The organism is Frankia sp. Cppng1_Ct_nod (assembly GCF_920656135.1).
Classification (GTDB): domain Bacteria; phylum Actinomycetota; class Actinomycetes; order Frankiales; family Frankiaceae; genus Protofrankia; species Protofrankia meridionalis.
Genome location: NZ_CAKKTK010000007.1, coordinates 28,065 through 44,357, shown reverse-complemented (window position 1 = coordinate 44,357; position 16,293 = coordinate 28,065). Strand labels below are relative to the sequence as shown.

Annotated in this window: 12 protein-coding genes; 2 read left to right on the top strand and 10 right to left on the bottom strand. The window is 68.6% G+C overall.

Annotation, left to right across the window (positions count from 1 at the left end; genetic code table 11):
• From NBW77_RS03840 to gap, 7 genes are all read right to left on the bottom strand, one after another.
• Window positions 1-318: RNA polymerase-binding protein RbpA (locus NBW77_RS03840; protein WP_250279287.1), on the bottom strand; the 318-nt coding region annotated here is incomplete at its 3' end.
• A 164-nt stretch (window positions 319-482) separates the two neighbouring features.
• Complete coding sequence (locus NBW77_RS03835; protein ID WP_250279286.1) at window positions 483-2,315, bottom strand: ABC transporter substrate-binding protein; 1,833 nt, start codon at window positions 2,313-2,315, stop codon at window positions 483-485.
• Entirely contained in the window at window positions 2,312-2,542 is a 231-nt protein-coding gene (gene secG, locus NBW77_RS03830) for a preprotein translocase subunit SecG (protein ID WP_131746357.1), read from the bottom strand. The genes NBW77_RS03835 and secG overlap by 4 nt, the downstream gene beginning before the upstream one ends.
• Window positions 2,543-2,768: 226 nt before the next feature.
• Window positions 2,769-4,574, bottom strand: a complete 1,806-nt coding sequence (locus NBW77_RS03825) for an ABC transporter substrate-binding protein (RefSeq protein ID WP_242605754.1) — start codon at window positions 4,572-4,574, stop codon at window positions 2,769-2,771.
• 128 nt (window positions 4,575-4,702) lie between these two features.
• Window positions 4,703-5,524, bottom strand: coding sequence for a triose-phosphate isomerase (gene tpiA / locus NBW77_RS03820; protein ID WP_131746356.1), 822 nt, complete (start codon window positions 5,522-5,524; stop codon window positions 4,703-4,705).
• On the bottom strand, window positions 5,524-6,726 hold the full coding sequence (locus tag NBW77_RS03815) for a phosphoglycerate kinase (RefSeq protein WP_131746355.1): 1,203 nt from the start codon (window positions 6,724-6,726) through the stop codon (window positions 5,524-5,526). The genes tpiA and NBW77_RS03815 overlap by 1 nt, the downstream gene beginning before the upstream one ends.
• Window positions 6,727-6,759: 33 nt before the next feature.
• The gene (gene gap / locus NBW77_RS03810; RefSeq protein ID WP_131746354.1) at window positions 6,760-7,767 is read right to left on the bottom strand and encodes a type I glyceraldehyde-3-phosphate dehydrogenase; all 1,008 of its coding nucleotides are present in this window, start codon (window positions 7,765-7,767) and stop codon (window positions 6,760-6,762) included.
• 1,411 nt (window positions 7,768-9,178) lie between these two features.
• Here gap and NBW77_RS03805 point away from each other — a divergent pair.
• Window positions 9,179-9,625, top strand: coding sequence for an NUDIX domain-containing protein (locus NBW77_RS03805; RefSeq protein ID WP_250279285.1), 447 nt, complete (start codon window positions 9,179-9,181; stop codon window positions 9,623-9,625).
• A gap of 13 nt (window positions 9,626-9,638) precedes the next feature.
• Here NBW77_RS03805 and NBW77_RS03800 read toward each other — a convergent pair whose 3' ends face one another.
• A complete protein-coding gene (locus NBW77_RS03800) occupies window positions 9,639-10,814 on the bottom strand; it encodes a glycosyltransferase (protein WP_250279284.1) in 1,176 nt (391 codons plus the stop codon).
• Window positions 10,815-11,091: 277 nt separating this feature from the next.
• On the opposite strand from NBW77_RS03800, the gene NBW77_RS03795 reads away from it, so the two are divergent.
• Complete coding sequence (locus NBW77_RS03795) at window positions 11,092-12,501, top strand: right-handed parallel beta-helix repeat-containing protein (protein WP_250279283.1); 1,410 nt, start codon at window positions 11,092-11,094, stop codon at window positions 12,499-12,501.
• 37 nt (window positions 12,502-12,538) lie between these two features.
• On the opposite strand, the gene NBW77_RS03790 is transcribed toward NBW77_RS03795, so the two are convergent.
• Both NBW77_RS03790 and NBW77_RS03785 read right to left on the bottom strand, forming a co-directional pair.
• Window positions 12,539-14,122 (bottom strand): polysaccharide deacetylase family protein, encoded by a 1,584-nt coding sequence (locus NBW77_RS03790; protein WP_131746350.1) that lies wholly within the window; start codon window positions 14,120-14,122, stop codon window positions 12,539-12,541.
• A gap of 56 nt (window positions 14,123-14,178) precedes the next feature.
• Complete coding sequence (locus NBW77_RS03785) at window positions 14,179-15,753, bottom strand: glycosyltransferase family 2 protein (RefSeq protein ID WP_250279282.1); 1,575 nt, start codon at window positions 15,751-15,753, stop codon at window positions 14,179-14,181.
• Between the last annotated feature and the right edge of the window lie 540 nt (window positions 15,754-16,293).

Genomic DNA, 16,293 nt, shown 5'->3' with positions numbered 1-16,293 from the left:
TTTGGCGAGAGCCTCGGCGAGGATCGCCTCCCCGTCCTTCTCGTTACGCCGCTCCCGCACGTAGGCGAGATGGGTCTTGTACGGTTCGGTCTTGGGTGGCGCCGGTGCATTGTCGCGGTCGCGCCCTGCCGGGAAGCCACAGCTCGGGCAGTCCCAGGTCTCCGGAATCGCGGCGTCCGCGGCGAACGACGGCTTGGTCTCGTGATCGTTGGCGCACCAGAAGGAAATCCGCTGCCGCGGAGCTGTCTCGCCCCGTTCGGCCTCCCCCATCGGTCCCGCGCCTACTCGGCTACCCCGGATGGCGTTACCACCTGCCACGGTCCGCTTACTCCTTTGTCTCGTCTCGCTGGTTGACTCCGGACCCGGCCCCCCAGCGCCAGCCGGTTCGGCCTGACCGAGTGTAAGACGAGATGGCCCGACCTGGTTGCACCGACCACCCCGGGTCATCCTTACGACGCGTTCAGGTCACGCTCACGAACATCTCACGCGATGCCCAGGGAGACACTGGTGGGATCGCCGTTGTCGAGCGACGGCAGCCGCGCAAAGCCGCGGACGTTGGCACTGTGCAGCCGCGGGACGACGGTGACGACCAGCGGGATGACCGCGGCCTCGGTGAGCAGGTCGCGTTCCAGGTCACCCCAGCGGGTCGCCGACGCAACCGGATCGCCCTCGGCGAGCGCGTCGTGCAGCTCCCGGGTGATCCGATCGTTGCGGTATCCGCCGTCCGCCGGCCGCGGGCCCGACCATGCCGGGTCCAACAGCGGCTGCAGCACGCTGCGGCCGGCGTTACCGAACCAGACCGGCGTCACCGTGGTGAGGATGAGGTCGAAGGCCCCGCCGTCCGAGTTGGCGTTGCCCGGAGCAGGGCTACCGGGGTTGGCGTTGCCCGCGTTGACGTTGAGGGCGAGCCGGGGGAAGTCCGCGGCGGGCACCGCGGTGACCTGCAGCGTCACGTCCGCCCGCGCGAAGGCGTCCCGTAGGACGCCCGCCACGCCGGCGTCCGCGGCCGAGTCCGTGGTCAGCAGGGTCAGAGCCCGCAGAGGGCCGCCGGGGACGTTCTGGATTCCGTCCCGGCAACGTTGCGGATCTCCCGTCGAGCCCAGCGTGGGAAACGGGTCGCGCGGCTGGTACCCGGTCATCGGGGCCTGCAGCACCTGCGCGGTGGTCGTGGCCACGGTGGACCCGCCGAGGGCCGCGGCAACGCCGGCGCGGTCCACGCAGTACGTCAGCGCCTGCCGGACGGCGGTGACCCCCAGAGCCGCGGACGCAGGACCGTGAAGGCCCACGGTGAGCAGCACGGTGGAGCCTGGCCCGTCCGTGGACAGCCTGCCGTCAACACGGGCGGCCAGCGGCGCGACGTCGGCGAGGGGGACGGCGCTACCCAGGGCCATGTCAGCGCGTCCGGCGTCGATCTCGGCCTGCGCCGCAGCGGCGTCCAGCCCGAGGCGCACGGTGATGTGGTCGGCGAGCGCCGGGCGAACCCCGTCCGACGGTGCGATCCACCCCGGGTTGCGCGACAGCCGGTAGGTCCTGGCATCCTCCGCGGGCACGAAATGGTACGGGCCGTCGGAGATGAGGTGTGCGAGGTACTCCGGTGAGTCCGGCGGGTACGCGAGGGCTTCCATCGGCACTGGCGAGGCGGCCGGCAGGGCCAGCACGTCGGTGAAGTCCGCGGCCGGCTCCAGCAGATGGAACTCGATCGTGTCGTCACCGACGACCTGAACACCGGTGATGTTCTGATATTCGATGACGTCATGCACGCCGCCGACCGGAGCCTTCGCCAGTACGTCGCAGAAGGCTGCGAAGCCCATCACCGTCGCGGCGAAGTAGCCGCGCAGGGGTGAAGGATTCGGCGGGGTGCACAGCCGTTTGATGCCCCGCGCCACGTCGGTCGCCGTGACCCGCCGGCCGACCGGGGTGTCCCAGCGCGCCCCCGGGTTCAGGGTGACCGTGTAGACCTTCCCACCCTCACTGATCACCGGTGGCCCACTGGCCAGGTCCGGCACGGGGACGACGGCCGCGGCCGGGTCAAGGCTCGCCCGGTAGGAGTACAGCTGCCGGGAGACCAGCCGCAGCAGCATCCGGGAACCGGGGTCGGCCGCCCAGCCGGGATCTCCGCTGGGCATCGCCGTACCGACCAGGCGCAGCGTGCCACCGGGCTTGTCGGTGGGTTCGGAGGTGACGGTGGGAGTGACCGATGTCGCCGGGGTAGGTCCGGGTCTCCCACCGCCACAGGCGGCGACAACGGCGGCGAGGACAGCCAGGCAGACGGCGAGCGCCGACGCCGGTGTCCGGGTTCGTCCGGAGCCGCTCACTCCTTGAGGAGAAGACCCAGGCCGATGATGGAGGTGATCCAGATCAGCCCGATGGCGATCGTCAGCCGGTCGAGGTTCTTCTCGACCACCGAGGAACCGCCGAGCGAGGACGAAACTCCACCGCCGAACAGCGTGGACAGCCCGCCTCCCTTGGCCCGGTGCAGCAGCACGAGCAGCACCAGCAGTACGCTCGTGATGATCAGGGCAATGGACAGCCCGACAGTCATCTGGGGACCTGCTTTCGTGCCGTCGTCGTTGTCCGGCGATCCTTGCCGGCCCCTCCAGGCGCGGAGAAAATCATGATCGCGCCTCCTTCGGTCGGCCGGTTCACAGCGATCGTCATGCAGTTCACAGTAATCATGTCAAGCTACAGCACAGCGTTTGCCCCACAGCACAGCGTTTGCCCCACAGCACAGCGTTTGCCACCAGGGCACGGCACCGTCCGGACCCGTCCTACGGGACGACGCCGAGTGCGGCGAAGTCCGTCATCATGAAGGCGGGTGAATAGCGGACGTTGGTCAGCCGGTCACTGTAGACGTTGAGCGCCCGGTCGTAGAGTAGCGGTACGTACGCGGCGGACGCCACGACCGTACGGTCCAGCGTCGTCCAGATGCCTGCCGCATCGTCTCCGTCGCCGGTACGGATGCCTCGCTCCAGCCCCTGGTTGACCGCGGGCTGATCCAGCTCGGCGACGTTGAGGTTGTTCTCGCGACCGATCGCACGCCCACCGACGACCGGGGCGAGGAAGGCGTACGGCGTCGGCCGGTCGCTACTGCGGGCGGCCAGCACCAGGCCGATCTTCGCGTTGTGGATCCGCTCGGGAGTCTCGATCACCGAGATCCACTGCTGCTCGTCGAACTTCTCGACGGTGACGCTGATGCCGACCCGGGCCAGGGAGGTTCGGACCGCCTCCGCCTGGGCGACGTCCTTCGATGCGGGCCCGGTGGCCAGCGTCACCGCAAAGCCCTCCCGCCGGCCGCACGCGGCCAGCTCGTCCTTTGCCCTGGCGATGTCTCCGGTGCCGCCCGGGCTCGGGAACAGGTCGAACCAGGAGAAGGAACGCACCGGCGGAAGGAGCATCGTCGATGCGATGTCACCGCCTACGGTCGCCCCGCCCCGCGCGGTCTGCTGGGCCCGTTTGTCGACTGCCCAGGCAACGGCGTTGCGGCAGTGGATGTTGTCGAACGGCGCGACCCTGGTCAGCACCGCGAGGAAGCGCAGCATGCCGGTCGGGGCGTCGGCGGTACGGTCCGCGTGCAGGCTCGGGTTGGCGACGATCTGGGACTCGGCATGGGCCTGCACCCCGGTCTGGTCAAGAAAGATGTCGGCCTGGTCGGTCAGGATGCGGTTGTCGATGTCGGACGGGGCCAGTCCCATCCGTTCCTCGACGCGGTCCGGACGGGCCGGCCGGTTCGGGTCGGTCTGGGCGTTCCACTGCGGGTTGCGCACCAAGGTGATGGACTCGCCGGGGTGATGGCTCTCAATCCGGTAGGGCCCGGATGCCACCGGTCGGGACTCGTAGCGGGCGCCGGTGTCGCGCAGCCGTGGTACCGGGGTCGACACGGGTGACGCCATCACAAGGTTCCAGTCGGCGAACGGCCGGTTCAACCGGAACGTGATGGTGTGGTCGTCCGGCGTCTGCACCGAGGAGAGTCCGAGCCGGTCGGGAGTCGAGTCGCTGTAGGGGCCCCGGTAGGGGTTCTCCGGGTCCTGCAGAAGATCGACAACCTCGCCGGGACCACCCGGGACCACGTCCGTGGCGAACGCCCGCTCGATCCCGTACTTGACGTCTCTTGACGTGATCGGCGTGCCGTCCTCGAAGGCCAGGCCCGGGCGGATCGTGTACGTCCAGGTCCGCAGGTCCTTGGAGGTGGGGACGTCGGTGGCGAGATCACCCGCGAGCTTGGCGGCGCCGGGGGCCGGGGCGTAGGTCACCAGCTGCCGGGAGATCCACCGTTGCTCGTTCCAGCACTGGGCGGACGACGTGCGCTGAGGATCCCAGGAGTCGCAGTCGGCGGTCGCCAGCACCCGCAGCGTCCCGCCGTTCTTGTCCACCGGCCTGATGACCCGGTTGCTGATCGCGGCGGGTGGACCCGGCGGATCAGAGGCGGCCTTCGTACCGCCTCCGCCCGTGCAAGCGGCGAGGACCCCGCCGAGGACGGCCACGGCCGTTGTGACCCGGGTGAACACCGTGACCCGGGTGGATGTCGTGACCCGAGTGGACGCTGTGACCCGGGTGATCGCGCGATTGCGTCGCATCGCCTTCGGTGAGCCCCTTCCCGGCAGAGCCGCGCCCCGCCACCGGAGTCACCCAAGCACACCGGGATCGGACCTCCGTGATTGCGGGCCGCGCCGGCAACGGCGCGGCCCGTCAGACCCCCTGCCCGTCAGCTTGGCGGAGCGCTGCGGACGATCGCGGCGAACTCCGCCGCGTCCAGGCTCGCACCGCCGACGAGCCCGCCGTCCACATCGGGCTGGGTGAACAGTTCCGGCGCGCTGGACGCCTTCACCGAACCGCCGTAGAGGATGCGGATGACCGCGGCGACATCCTCGCCGAAGTGCTTGGCGAGCCGACCCCGGATCGCCAAGCACATGTCCTGCGCGTCCTGGGCGGACGCGGTACGCCCGGTACCGATCGCCCATACCGGTTCATAGGCGACGACCAGCGTACGGGCCTGTTCCACGGTGATTCCCTGGAGGGAACCGTCGAGCTGGTCGAGGACGTGGGCGACGTGGTTGCCCGCGACCCGCACCGGCTCCGGTTCGCCCACGCACAGGATCGGGGTGATCCCGTGGGCGTAGGCGGCCCGCGCCTTGGCCGCCACCAGGGCGTCGTCCTCATGATGGTCGGCGCGTCGTTCGGAATGGCCCACCACCACGTAGCCGCATCCCAGCCGGGCGAGCATCGAACCGCTGATGTCGCCGGTGTGCGCGCCGGAACCGTGCGGGGAGAGGTCCTGGGCGCCGTAGCCGAGCGCGAGCTTGTCACCGTCGATGAGGGTCTGGACGCTGCGCAGGTCGGTGAACGGGGGCAGGACGACGACGTCGGCGTTGTCGAGCTCGGCCGGCTTCAGGTCGAAGGCAACCTTCTGGACCAGCGCGATCGCCTCGAGATGGTTGAGGTTCATCTTCCAGTTGCCCGCGACCAGGGTGCGCCGACCGCTGCCGCGGGGCTTCCTGCGGTCGCCGGGCTTTCTGTCCGTGGACATCAGACCTCCAACGCCGTAAGGCCGGGGAGGGACTTGCCCTCCAGGTACTCCAGACTGGCGCCGCCACCGGTAGAAATATGACTGAACGCCGCTTCCGGAATACCGAGAGTGCGCACGGCCGCCGCCGAGTCGCCGCCGCCGACGACGGTGAGGCCGTCGAGACCGGCGATGGTCTCGGCCACCCCCCGGGTACCGGCCGCGAACGGCGGGAGTTCGAACACACCCATCGGGCCGTTCCAGAAAACCGTCCGGGCCCCGCGCAACCGGTCGGTGAACAGTGCCACCGACTCCGGCCCGATGTCGAGGCCCTTCTTCCCGTCGGGGATGGCATCGGCCGCCACCACCGCGGTGACCGCGTCGGCGGACACCTCGCCTGCCACCACCACGTCGGTGGGCAGCACGATCCGACCCCCACCCTCGCCCAGCAGGTCCTTGCAGGTGTCGATCATCTCCGCTTCCAGCAGCGAGTCGCCGACACCGTGCCCCTGCGCGGCAAGGAAGGTGAAGCACATGCCACCACCCACCAGCAGGGCATCGACCTTCGGCAGCAACGCCCGGATCACCCCGAGCTTGTCGCTCACCTTGGACCCGCCGAGGACGACGGCATACGGGTGGGCCGCGGAGCCCGCCAGGGTCCGCAGGACCTCCAGCTCGGCGAGCACCAGCTGCCCGGCCGCGTGCGGGAGCCGCTTGGGCACGTCGGCAACGCTGGCGTGAGCCCGGTGGACGGCGCCGAAGGCGTCCCCGACGTAGAACTCGGCCAGCGCGGAGAGCTTGTCGGCGAACGCGGCCCGCACCGCTGCGTCCTTGCTCGTCTCCCCCGAGTTGAACCGCAGGTTGTCCAGGAGCGCGACCTCGCCGTCACCGAGCCCGGCGACGATCTTCTGGGCGTATGCGCCGGCGATGTCACCGCTGCCATCACCGGCGAACGCGACCGGTCGTCCGAGCAGCTGCGCGAGTCGTACGGCAACCGGGGCGAGCGAGAGTGCCGGGTCCGACGCGCCCTTGGGCCGGCCCAGGTGCGAGCAGACGACCACCCGGGCGCCGCGGTCCAGCAGCGCGCGGATGGTGGGCACGCTCGCGCGCACCCGCCCGTCGTCGGTGATCCGGGGCGTGTCGCCGGAGCGGTCTAGTGGCACGTTCAGGTCACTGCGGACGAGAACCCGGCGCCCGCCGACCTGTAGATCATCAATGGTTCTCACGCCGTTGCTCCGTTGGTTCCTGAGACGTCGGGATTAAAGGCGTCCGCCGACGAGGGCGGTGAGGTCCACGAGGCGGTTGGAGTAGCCCCACTCGTTGTCGTACCAGCCGATGACCTTCACCTGGTTGCCGCTGGCCATGGTGAGCAGCGAGTCGAAGGTGCAGGACGGCGACGTGCCCACGATGTCGGAGGAGACGATCGGGTCCTCGGTGTAGACCAGGATTCCCTTGAGAGCGCCCTCGGCCGCCGCCCGGTACGCGGCGTTGACCTCCTCGATGGTGACCTCCCGCTTGAGGGTCGCGACCAGGTCCGTGACCGATCCGTCGACGACGGGAACGCGCATCGCCAGCCCGTCCAACTTGCCCTTGAGCTGCGGCAGCACCAGGGACGTCGCCTTGGCCGCACCGGTCGTCGTCGGGATGATGTTCTGCGCGGCGGCGCGGGCGCGACGCAGGTCCGAGTGCGGGAAGTCGAGGATGACCTGGTCGTTGGTGTAGGCGTGCACGGTCGTCATCAGGCCACGCTCGATACCGAAGGCGTCCTCGAGAACCTTGGCCAGCGGCGCGACGCAGTTGGTCGTGCAGGACGCGTTCGACAGGATCGTGTGCTTTGCCGGGTCGTAGACGTCGTCGTTCACGCCGATGACCACGGTGAGGTCCTCACCCTTGGCCGGGGCCGAGATGATCACTTTCTTCGCGCCCGCCTGGACGTGCTTGCGGGCGTCGTCGGCCGTGGTGAAGCGACCGGTGGATTCGACAACCACATCGACCCCGAGGTCACCCCAGGGCAGTGCCGCCGGGTCACGCTCCGACACCACCTTGATGAGGGTGTCGCCGACCTTGATCCCACCATCGACGACACTCACCGGATCGGCGAGCGTACCCAGCGTCGTGTCGTACTTGAGGAGATGAGCAAGGGTCTTGTTGTCGGTAAGGTCGTTCACCGCAACGATCTCCACGTCGTTACGCTTGCTCGCCTGAAGCGCCCGCCAGAAGTTGCGGCCGATACGGCCAAAACCGTTGACACCCACTCGCGTAACCACGTCAGAGAACCCCTCTACCGTTGTGTGTTTTCCGTTGTGGCAGTGAGCCTAACGACTTTGGACATCACCGGCGGGTATCCGGCCTGATCGCTGTTGGGCTCCTCACAGATCGGCGCCCGGCGTGTCCAGGAGCTGCTCGCCTGGCTCTTTTTCCGGTTCTGGCCGAATGCGAACCGGTTTGGTCGTCACCCGGTGGGCACCCGTCGCGATCCCCGCCCCGGGAGATCGATACACACGCTCCGTAACCGTTTCCCGATATTCGGCAATCAATTTCTCTTGATCGACCTACCCCCCGCCGGCCATGAACAACCGGTCTGTCTGCGACATGGGGATGACGTGCGGATGGCGCACGGATGGCGTGACGTGCGGCAGAAACCGCGGGGACACGGCCCGGCGTCCCGGGCCGTGTCCGTCGTGCCCGACCGACCGGATCCCCCCGGGTCGGCCCGCGTCGGGAGCCGGTAGATCGATCTGCGTGACAGCCCGGCCGCCACCATCGTTGGACTCCATACACCGATATGACCCATGTAGCAACCCACCGCCGAGGAACCGGTAGGGAAATTGTGACACCCGCCATAGCGGCCTTGCCGGGTCACGCCCACCACACCGGGTCACACGGGCACCGGTCACACCGGCACCGGTCACACGGGCACCGGTCACGCCGACACCGACGGGCCCAGGTCCGCATCCCGCCCGGAGGGAATCCCCTATCCCCGTCCCACGGGAGTCCAGACCCGCGGGTACCGCCCCGAACGGACTTCGCCGACCGCGCGAACCAGGAAACGGGCGGGATGGCGGGACAGGTGTTACGCCGAGGCCGGGACGGCTACCGCCGGTATCCCGGTCCGCGCGGAATACCCGCCGCGTATCGGCCCGGAGCGTGAGTTGGGCACGTCCTGCCTCGGGGAGGCCGAACCTGCGCGTCCCCGCCCGCGACGCGCGGGTAACACCCTGGTTCGACAGTCACCCTGAAGCCGAAATTCCTGACATGCGGATATCGACCAACTGGGAATAGACATATACGCGCGGCACGCCCTAAGCTCCCAAACAGTTCAGCGACCGACCGCGGATACGAAAACAGGCGGAGAGGACGCTGGACACCAGGTTTTCTTTTCACTGTCGAGGGGGATTTGAAGCTCCTCGGTGGCCGGCTTACCGTGCCCTGGCCACCGAGGTCGAACTGGTACCGGCGGCCCCGCCTCCGTCCCCACTCACCCCACCGGGGTGGGGCCGCCGGTACCGTCACGCAGGTGCGGCGGCACGAGTTACGGCGACAGCCCCCGGTCGTAACGACTTGTGCCGCCGCACCTTCTCAATGCGCCAGCCAACTCGATGCGCCAACGACCGCTGCCAACGCCACCGCAGGAATCCGAGACTCGGTGGTGTCCGGGAGAATGGGATACAGGCCGTGATGGCACACCACCGAACCGACCGGTTAACGCTGCCGGTGGAGGTTCATCTTCTGCTCTGCTCCGATGACCGGATTCTCCTCGCTCGTGGCGACAGGTCGGGGTCGGGGCCGGCACAATGGCGTCTGCCGTCCGGGAACCTCGCGGGCCAGTCCGCCGTCGACGCGGCGGTCCGCATCACCGCGGAACAGATTTCGTTGGTAGCCGTCGCCAGGGATGTGTGGCTGGAGCACGTGGCCCATCACCGGGTAAACGGGGAAGAACGCCTGGGCCTGTTCTTCCACGTCACACGGGCACAGGGTACCCCCGTTCCCGGCCCCCGCAGCGGGCTGCACAGCCTCGAATGGCATTTCCTCGGCACCTTGCCGGACCGGCTCATCCCGTCCGACCAGGACGTTGTCAGCCGTTGGGCAAAAGGAGAGTTCTTCTCGCAGGGTGGCTGGGAATAATGCCGCATTCCACCTACGCCGACCACACCGCTGTCAGCTGCCGCTGCCACGTCTCGATCGTGAACGGCGAACGGACGAAGTGCCGCAGCGCCCCCCGCCGGTCGTCGAGCGACGGGGGGACGAAGGTCAGCGCCCGCACGGTGTCGGCCCAGATCTCGTCGTTGGCGGACAACGGCAGCATGGTGATCCCCGGTAGCAGTCGGGCGATCTCCCCCACACCCGGCAGGTCCGACGACAGGACGGGGGTGGCTACCGCACACGCCTCAAGAACCGCGCTGGGCAGGCTCTCGTGGTGGGAGGTGAGCAGCAGCAGCGACGCCGCGGCCAACAGTCGGGGGACGTCGTCTCGTTCCCCGAGCATCTCGACGTGATCGCGGACCCCACGCCGGACGGCCAGCGCGAGTAGTCGCGTGTTCTCCTCGGCATCCTGACGTCCGATGATCTGCAGGCGGGCGTCCACCCCACGGGTGCGCAGAGCAGCAAGCACGTCGATCCCGCGGGCCCGGTTCTTGTTCACCCCCGGATACCCGATGTGGACCATGATGATGGGCGTATCCGCGCCCTCGGGCGCGGTCTCCAACGCCCGCCGCCGGGCGGCGATGGCAACGCCGAACGGTTCGACCTCCAGCCCGTTGTAGATCACCCGACAGCGCGGGTCGACCCGCCACTCAAGGCGCCACAGCTCGCGCATGGCCACCTCGCACACCGCCACCAGATCGGTCGCGCCGAGGTCCAGCAGTCTCCGTCCCGCCGCGAGCTCCGCGCGCCCACGCACGCTGTCGACACCGCGATCACCACTACCGCGCAGGTGCACGACGCGACGCGGCACACCCGCCAGCCTGGCGATGACGAGCACAAGTCCAGACAGGGTCGACACACTCGAGTGGACGACCTGCGGACGCAGCCGGCGGAGCAACAGGAAGAACGCCAACGGGAAGGTCGGGCCGGGCCGGCAGTAGTACACCTCGCCCCCGAGGGAGCGGATCTCGTCATCGAGCGCGCCCCGTTCGGCAGCCAGCGAGCAGAACACCAGACGGAACTCGCCCGGGTCGAGCCGGCGCATCAGCTCGACGGTGCGCAGCTCCGTTCCGCCCCGGTTCATCACGTCGACGACGTGCAGCACCGTCCGTGGGCGTCCGACCATCCGATACCGGACCGGACTACTCTCGCTACGTGTACCCACACTCACAGGAACTTAACCTACAGGATCCGACAGACTACTTTCAGTTACGGCACCCGGTGTGGTCAGGATAGATCCCGAGCACACGGACGACACACCCCGAGCGGTCAAGGTTGCGGACACTGCCATCCGTCGACCAGACAGGGCCAACCAGACAGGGCCGGGCAAATTCGACCGGCTTGCCCAGGGGTGAACCTTGGGAACTTCCGAGCGTGTTTCGCCTGACGGGGATGCCGAACAACGCCGGCACCCTGAACCTCATGAGATGAACCCAGGAAAATCGCTCTTGAAACTTCCGGTGGTCGGTGTCGTGGTCACGAGCACGGTTGCCGGGCTCCACCTGCTCGGCGGAATCCAACCGGCCATCGCGGAATCGCCGGTCCTCTACGTGAACGGCTCCGCCAGCAGCTGTTCGGACCACCAGGACCGCACCACCGCGCGCAGCCCGGCGAGCCCGTTGTGCACCCCGACCCGAGCCGGTCAGCTGGCCGTTCCGGGAGACACCGTGTTTATTGCACCGGGCCGCTACACCGGCACGTTCTCGCCGGCGACATCGGGAACGCCGGACGCGCCCATCACCTATGCCGCAAGCGGTGTCGGCGTCATCCTGGACGCGGCCGGCGGCCGTGTCGCGCTCAAGGCGATCTCAGTGGCCAACCTGGTCTTCTCCGGTATCACCATCACCGGTGCGAATGCCCAGGGTGTGTGGCTGCAGAACACCGACAACATCACCCTCACCAACGTCTCGATCATCGGGAACCAGGGCCGGGGAATGCAGACCAAGGATACCCGCGGGACGCAGCTGAAGAACTCCTCCGTCACTGGCAACATGAAAACGGGCGTCCAGGAACTGGGCGGCGGAACCGGTGGAATCTACGATCAGGACTTCATCAGCGGCAACGGCCGGGACGGCGAGCCGTACAACGGCGACGGCATCCAGCTCGACTCGGCCGGTTCGATCGTACGAAACTGCACGATCACCGACAATGGCGACCACCCGATGTACGAACACGGTATCTACACGAGCGTCACCGCCACGGGATTTCTGATCGAGTCAAATATGATCACCGGAAACGCGGCGACGGCGGTGAAGGCCGAGGGGTCGGGCACCATCCGGTACAACACCCTCGGCCAGATGGGTAACGCCGGCCTGTACGCCTCCCGCCAGGCCGGCGCGGGTCTGTCCGTGTACTACAACGTCATCATGGGCAGCTTCGCCGCCGGGGTTTCGGTGGCCTCGGGCGGGCACGTCCTGCTGTCCAACAATTCGATCATCAACACACGGGCCTCCGGCGGCGGTCAGCCGGCCGGTGTCCTCGTGGACGCCCACGCCGCCGTCCGGCTGCGGAACAACATCATGAGCGTGGCACACCCGATCGGCCGGGCGATCGTGATCCCCACGGGAACGGGTGTCACGATCGACTCCGATCACAACTGGCTCGCGGTACCCGGCGCGAAACTACCGGCCGTGTGGAACGGCCGGTCGGTGTCGCTACCGGAGTGGACCGCGGCCGGCGGACAGGACGCCCACAGTGTCGTCTCCGTCCCGCCGACGTTCGGCGCCGACGGGCAGGTCCTCTCGGTCAACCACGGTGTCGGGATCGGTGAGCCCCTCGGACTGACCCGCGACATCCGCGGGGTATCCATACCGGCGACCAGCCCGGACGCGGGTGCCTACCAGCATCTCCCGTCCTGATCTTCGGGTGCTGAACCTCAGGTCCCACGAGGATGGGTCAAAGGGTCAGCGGGGCGACCTCCAGAGCGTCCGCGATGACCGTCCCGCCGCCATTTGACCGCGCACGGGCGACCAGTGCGATCCCACCGGCCACCGGATGGCGCGGGTCGACCGGCAGGCTGGTCTCGACGACCCTGGTCCCGTCGACCGACACCCGCAGCCGGCCACCGTGGGTGACCTCGGCATCCAGACGGTGGCTTCCGGCGGCCGGCAGCGAATGTTCGGCGAGGGTCCGAACGGTCTCGCCCCTGTTGTCTTCCGCGTTTCCGCCGGCCGTTCCGCTATCTCTCCCGCCCACGTTCCCGCTCCCGCCGGAACGGACCGACAGCCAGCCGGCGGACAGCCCGATCCGCACCGGGAGGCTGCCCCCGTCGAGCAGCGACACGACGGTCTCGGCGGCCTGCCCGGCGTTTCCGAGCCCGTGCAGGGACATCGAGACCCGGTAGTCCGTCCACCAGCTGGTCCGGTCGGGTGCGAACCGCACCCGCGCCCACCCACCCGCGGCACCCGGAGCAGCGGGAGCAGCGGGAGCACCCGGAGCAGCGGGAGCGGTCCGCAGCGTCAGCGGACCTGCTCCCCCTGCGACCGGGTGCCCGTCGTCGTCCAGCCAGCGGCCCGCGGGCAACCCCGCCGAGACGGGCAGCGGGCTGCCCCGGGCCACCGACGCGGCGAACTCGTCCAGGCCGGTGGTACCGAGGATCTCCACTCGGCGCAGTTCCCTCGCGGCAGCCGCCTCCGGGGTGGTCAACGCGGCTCCGGACTCATTGGTCATGGATGCGGCAAAGGTCGCCTCCACCGCGGCTCGCAGGCGGGCCGGCACCGCCGGGTCGTTCGTGGGGCGGTCCACCGCCGAGAACGGATAGGCGAACAGTGCGGGACGGCCGAGCCCGTGGCCGGCGAAGTCGTCGACCTGGACGGCGAGGTCATCGCGGACGCGAGTCTCGTACTCCGCCAGGGTCTCAAGGCGGCCTGTATCCGCGAGCCACTCCCGGTTGGTCAGGAAGGGTCCGGTCGTCCCGTCCGCGCTGATCGGGATCTCATGGTGACCGTCGTGGGTGTGGCCGCCGAAGTCCCAGCGACCCGAATCCCGCAGCCGGCGCAGTTCGGCCCAGCTCACGTAGTAGCCGGATCGGTCACCGACCATCCCGGTGATGACGAAGGCGGTCGCGCGCATCCCGGTGGCGGCGAGGACCGGGTCGGCGTACCGCCAGATCCCGCTGATGCCGTCGTCAAAAGTGATCAGTACCGGACGAGGCGGGAGCGGAGCCCCGGCCAGCCAGGCCAGGACGTCCCCCTCGCTGATCGCCGTGTAACCGGCCGCCGCGAGCAGCGACATCTGCTCTGCGAACGCGGTCGCGGTGACCGCGTACGGGCTGGTCGAAGTGGGGCTGACATCGTGGTAAGCGAGGATCAGCGGAGGATCACGGTGGCCCGGCTCCGGTAGCCAGCGTAGATCCGCGAGCACCGCCGGGACGACCGGCCAGGGGCCGGTGGCCGGCTCCTGAACGGAGACCTCCGGTGCGCGCCCGCCGCGGACCGCCAGCGCCACCTGCAGGGCACCGGGTACCGCAACGTAGATCAACGCAAGGATGACAAACCCGGCCGTAAGTAGAACGCGACCAAATGGTCGCTGTACGTTCACACCCGGTCCGCGGTGAGGTTCTCAGAACTCTCGCGCGGCCACGCGAGTTCGGCGTCCGGCAGGTACCCCGGATGCCGCTGGTGCCGGCTCCCACGCCCGCGTTTGCGCCGTTGCCGCCGTTGCAGCGCCGGGGTCGCACCCGCGACGCGGGTACCCCACCGGCTGTCACGCAAGGTCGCGAGCGCATACGGCATCTGCCATACCAGCACGGACGTGTAGAGAAGTGCGAACACCACCCCCTGTTTCCACAGGCTTTCCCGGCGGTGTGCCCGGTAGTAGAGGCCGTACACGAAGGCCATTGCCAGTACCCCACCGAGATACCAGACCGGCAGCACATCGGCGATGAAGGGCTGGACGACCAGTGCGTGCCAGACAACCTGCGGCGCGAACAGCGGCAGCACAATTCCGAGGTAGAACGACAGTGACATCAGCGGGTGTTTACGCCACATGAAGCGTCCGGCCCGTATGCTCTCCCGGATCCACGACTTCTTCCACCGTAGCTGCTGACGGAGGAATTTCGAGAAACTGTCCGGCACGACCGTCCAGGCCTGGGCGTCCGGCGCATAAAGCACCTTCCAGTCCGGAAGCAGGAAGTTCGTGAGGCTCCGGTCGTCGCCGTAGGTGGAGGGAGCGCCCAGGAAGCGCTGGTCCAGCCATGGCATGAGAACCGAGTCGACCGCGGACCGCCGATATCCCGAGAAACAGCCCGAGCAGCAGGTGACACTGTTGAAGATGGCCTCCGCGGACTTGTACACCCGGAAGGCGATGAAATACCGCACCGCCTGCATCCGGGTCAGCATGTTCGTGCCCGCGTTCAGCACGTCGGTATGGCCCGCGACCGCGCCGACACGAGGGTCTGTGAAATAGCGGACCAGCACGCGCAGCCCGTCGGCACGCACCAGCGAGTCGGAGTCGACGAAGACCAGGATGTCGCCGCGGGCCCGCCGCACCCCCTCCGCCATGGCGTGCCGCTTACCCAGGTTACGGGGAAAGGCGACGACTTCGAGCCCGGGGTTACGCTCCGCGACGGCCCGCATGACCTCCAGCGTCCGGTCGGTCGAACAATCGTCCACCGCGATGACCTGGAGTCGGTCGGCCGGGTAGTCGACACCCAGGCAGTAGGCCAGCGTGTCACGGATGACGTCCTGCTCGTTCATGGCCGGCACGATGATTGTTACGGACGGCAGGTCAGCGTCGGCCAGGCCCACCGGCCGCGGCCGGTAGAAGAGCGCGAGCAGGAACCGGGACAGGATGTAGAACGTGACGACCACGCTGTAACCGGCCCAGAACGGAGTCTCCATCAGCTCCGCGACGGTCAGCACCTTGATGTAGATGATGACCGCGACGACCGCGCACAGCACACCCAGGACCGCGACCATCTCGGGGCCGGGCGGGCGGTGTATGGCCGCTCTGTCCCGCGGACCGGGCGGACCGGGCGGACCGGGCGGACCGGGCGGACCGGGCGGACCGGGCGGACCGGGCGGACCGGCGTCCCGCGGACGGGTGAACCACGGACGGGTGAACCGCCATGACCGCCCGATCGGTTCGTCGTTGGCACCGGCCTGCTCCACTTGCCCCCACGTCCTGCCCCAGGTCACAGAAATGATCATCGGCGGGCGAACCCGTCGCCACCAGCCCTATCACCATAAGAGTTGGGATGGCTCCTCAGAGTTATTTCAGCAGGTGACGCGCACGATCAGACCGGAGGTTCTGCTCGTGTCCCGCCGGGCGCAAGGGCCGGTTTGCTCCCACACGACGAACCGGACCACATCGTCGTACCTCCATCGCGCATCCGCCGCGCCGCCACCCGGTGGCCGTCTCTCGCCGCCCGGTGGCCGTCTCTCGCCGCCCGGTGGCCGTCTCTCGCCGCCCGGTGGCCGTCGCGTAGCTACCGCACAGCCGGAAGGTGTACGAATCCTGCCCCTGGGTGGCATTACAGTGACTTTCCGCGCTAGAGTCACACTGTCCGTCACTATTGTCCGCTTTTGCCCCCGATCCCGGCCCCGGCCCTGACCCCGTGGGTGGTGTGCGTGGCAGCAACCGGAATCCCGCCGTTACGTCCTGCCGGTGCCTCCGATCATGGCGCCGGACCCAGCCATGACTTCGGATCC

What these genes read in the sequence shown, in the direction of transcription:
- secG (WP_131746357.1), bottom strand. Translation starts at nt 2,542, where the DNA reads ATGACTGTCGGGCTGTCCATTGCCCTGATCATCACGAGCGTACTGCTG.
- NBW77_RS03825 (WP_242605754.1), bottom strand. Translation starts at nt 4,574, where the DNA reads ATGCGACGCAATCGCGCGATCACCCGGGTCACAGCGTCCACTCGGGTC.
- tpiA (WP_131746356.1), bottom strand. Translation starts at nt 5,524, where the DNA reads ATGTCCACGGACAGAAAGCCCGGCGACCGCAGGAAGCCCCGCGGCAGC.
- NBW77_RS03805 (WP_250279285.1), top strand. Translation starts at nt 9,179, where the DNA reads ATGGCACACCACCGAACCGACCGGTTAACGCTGCCGGTGGAGGTTCAT.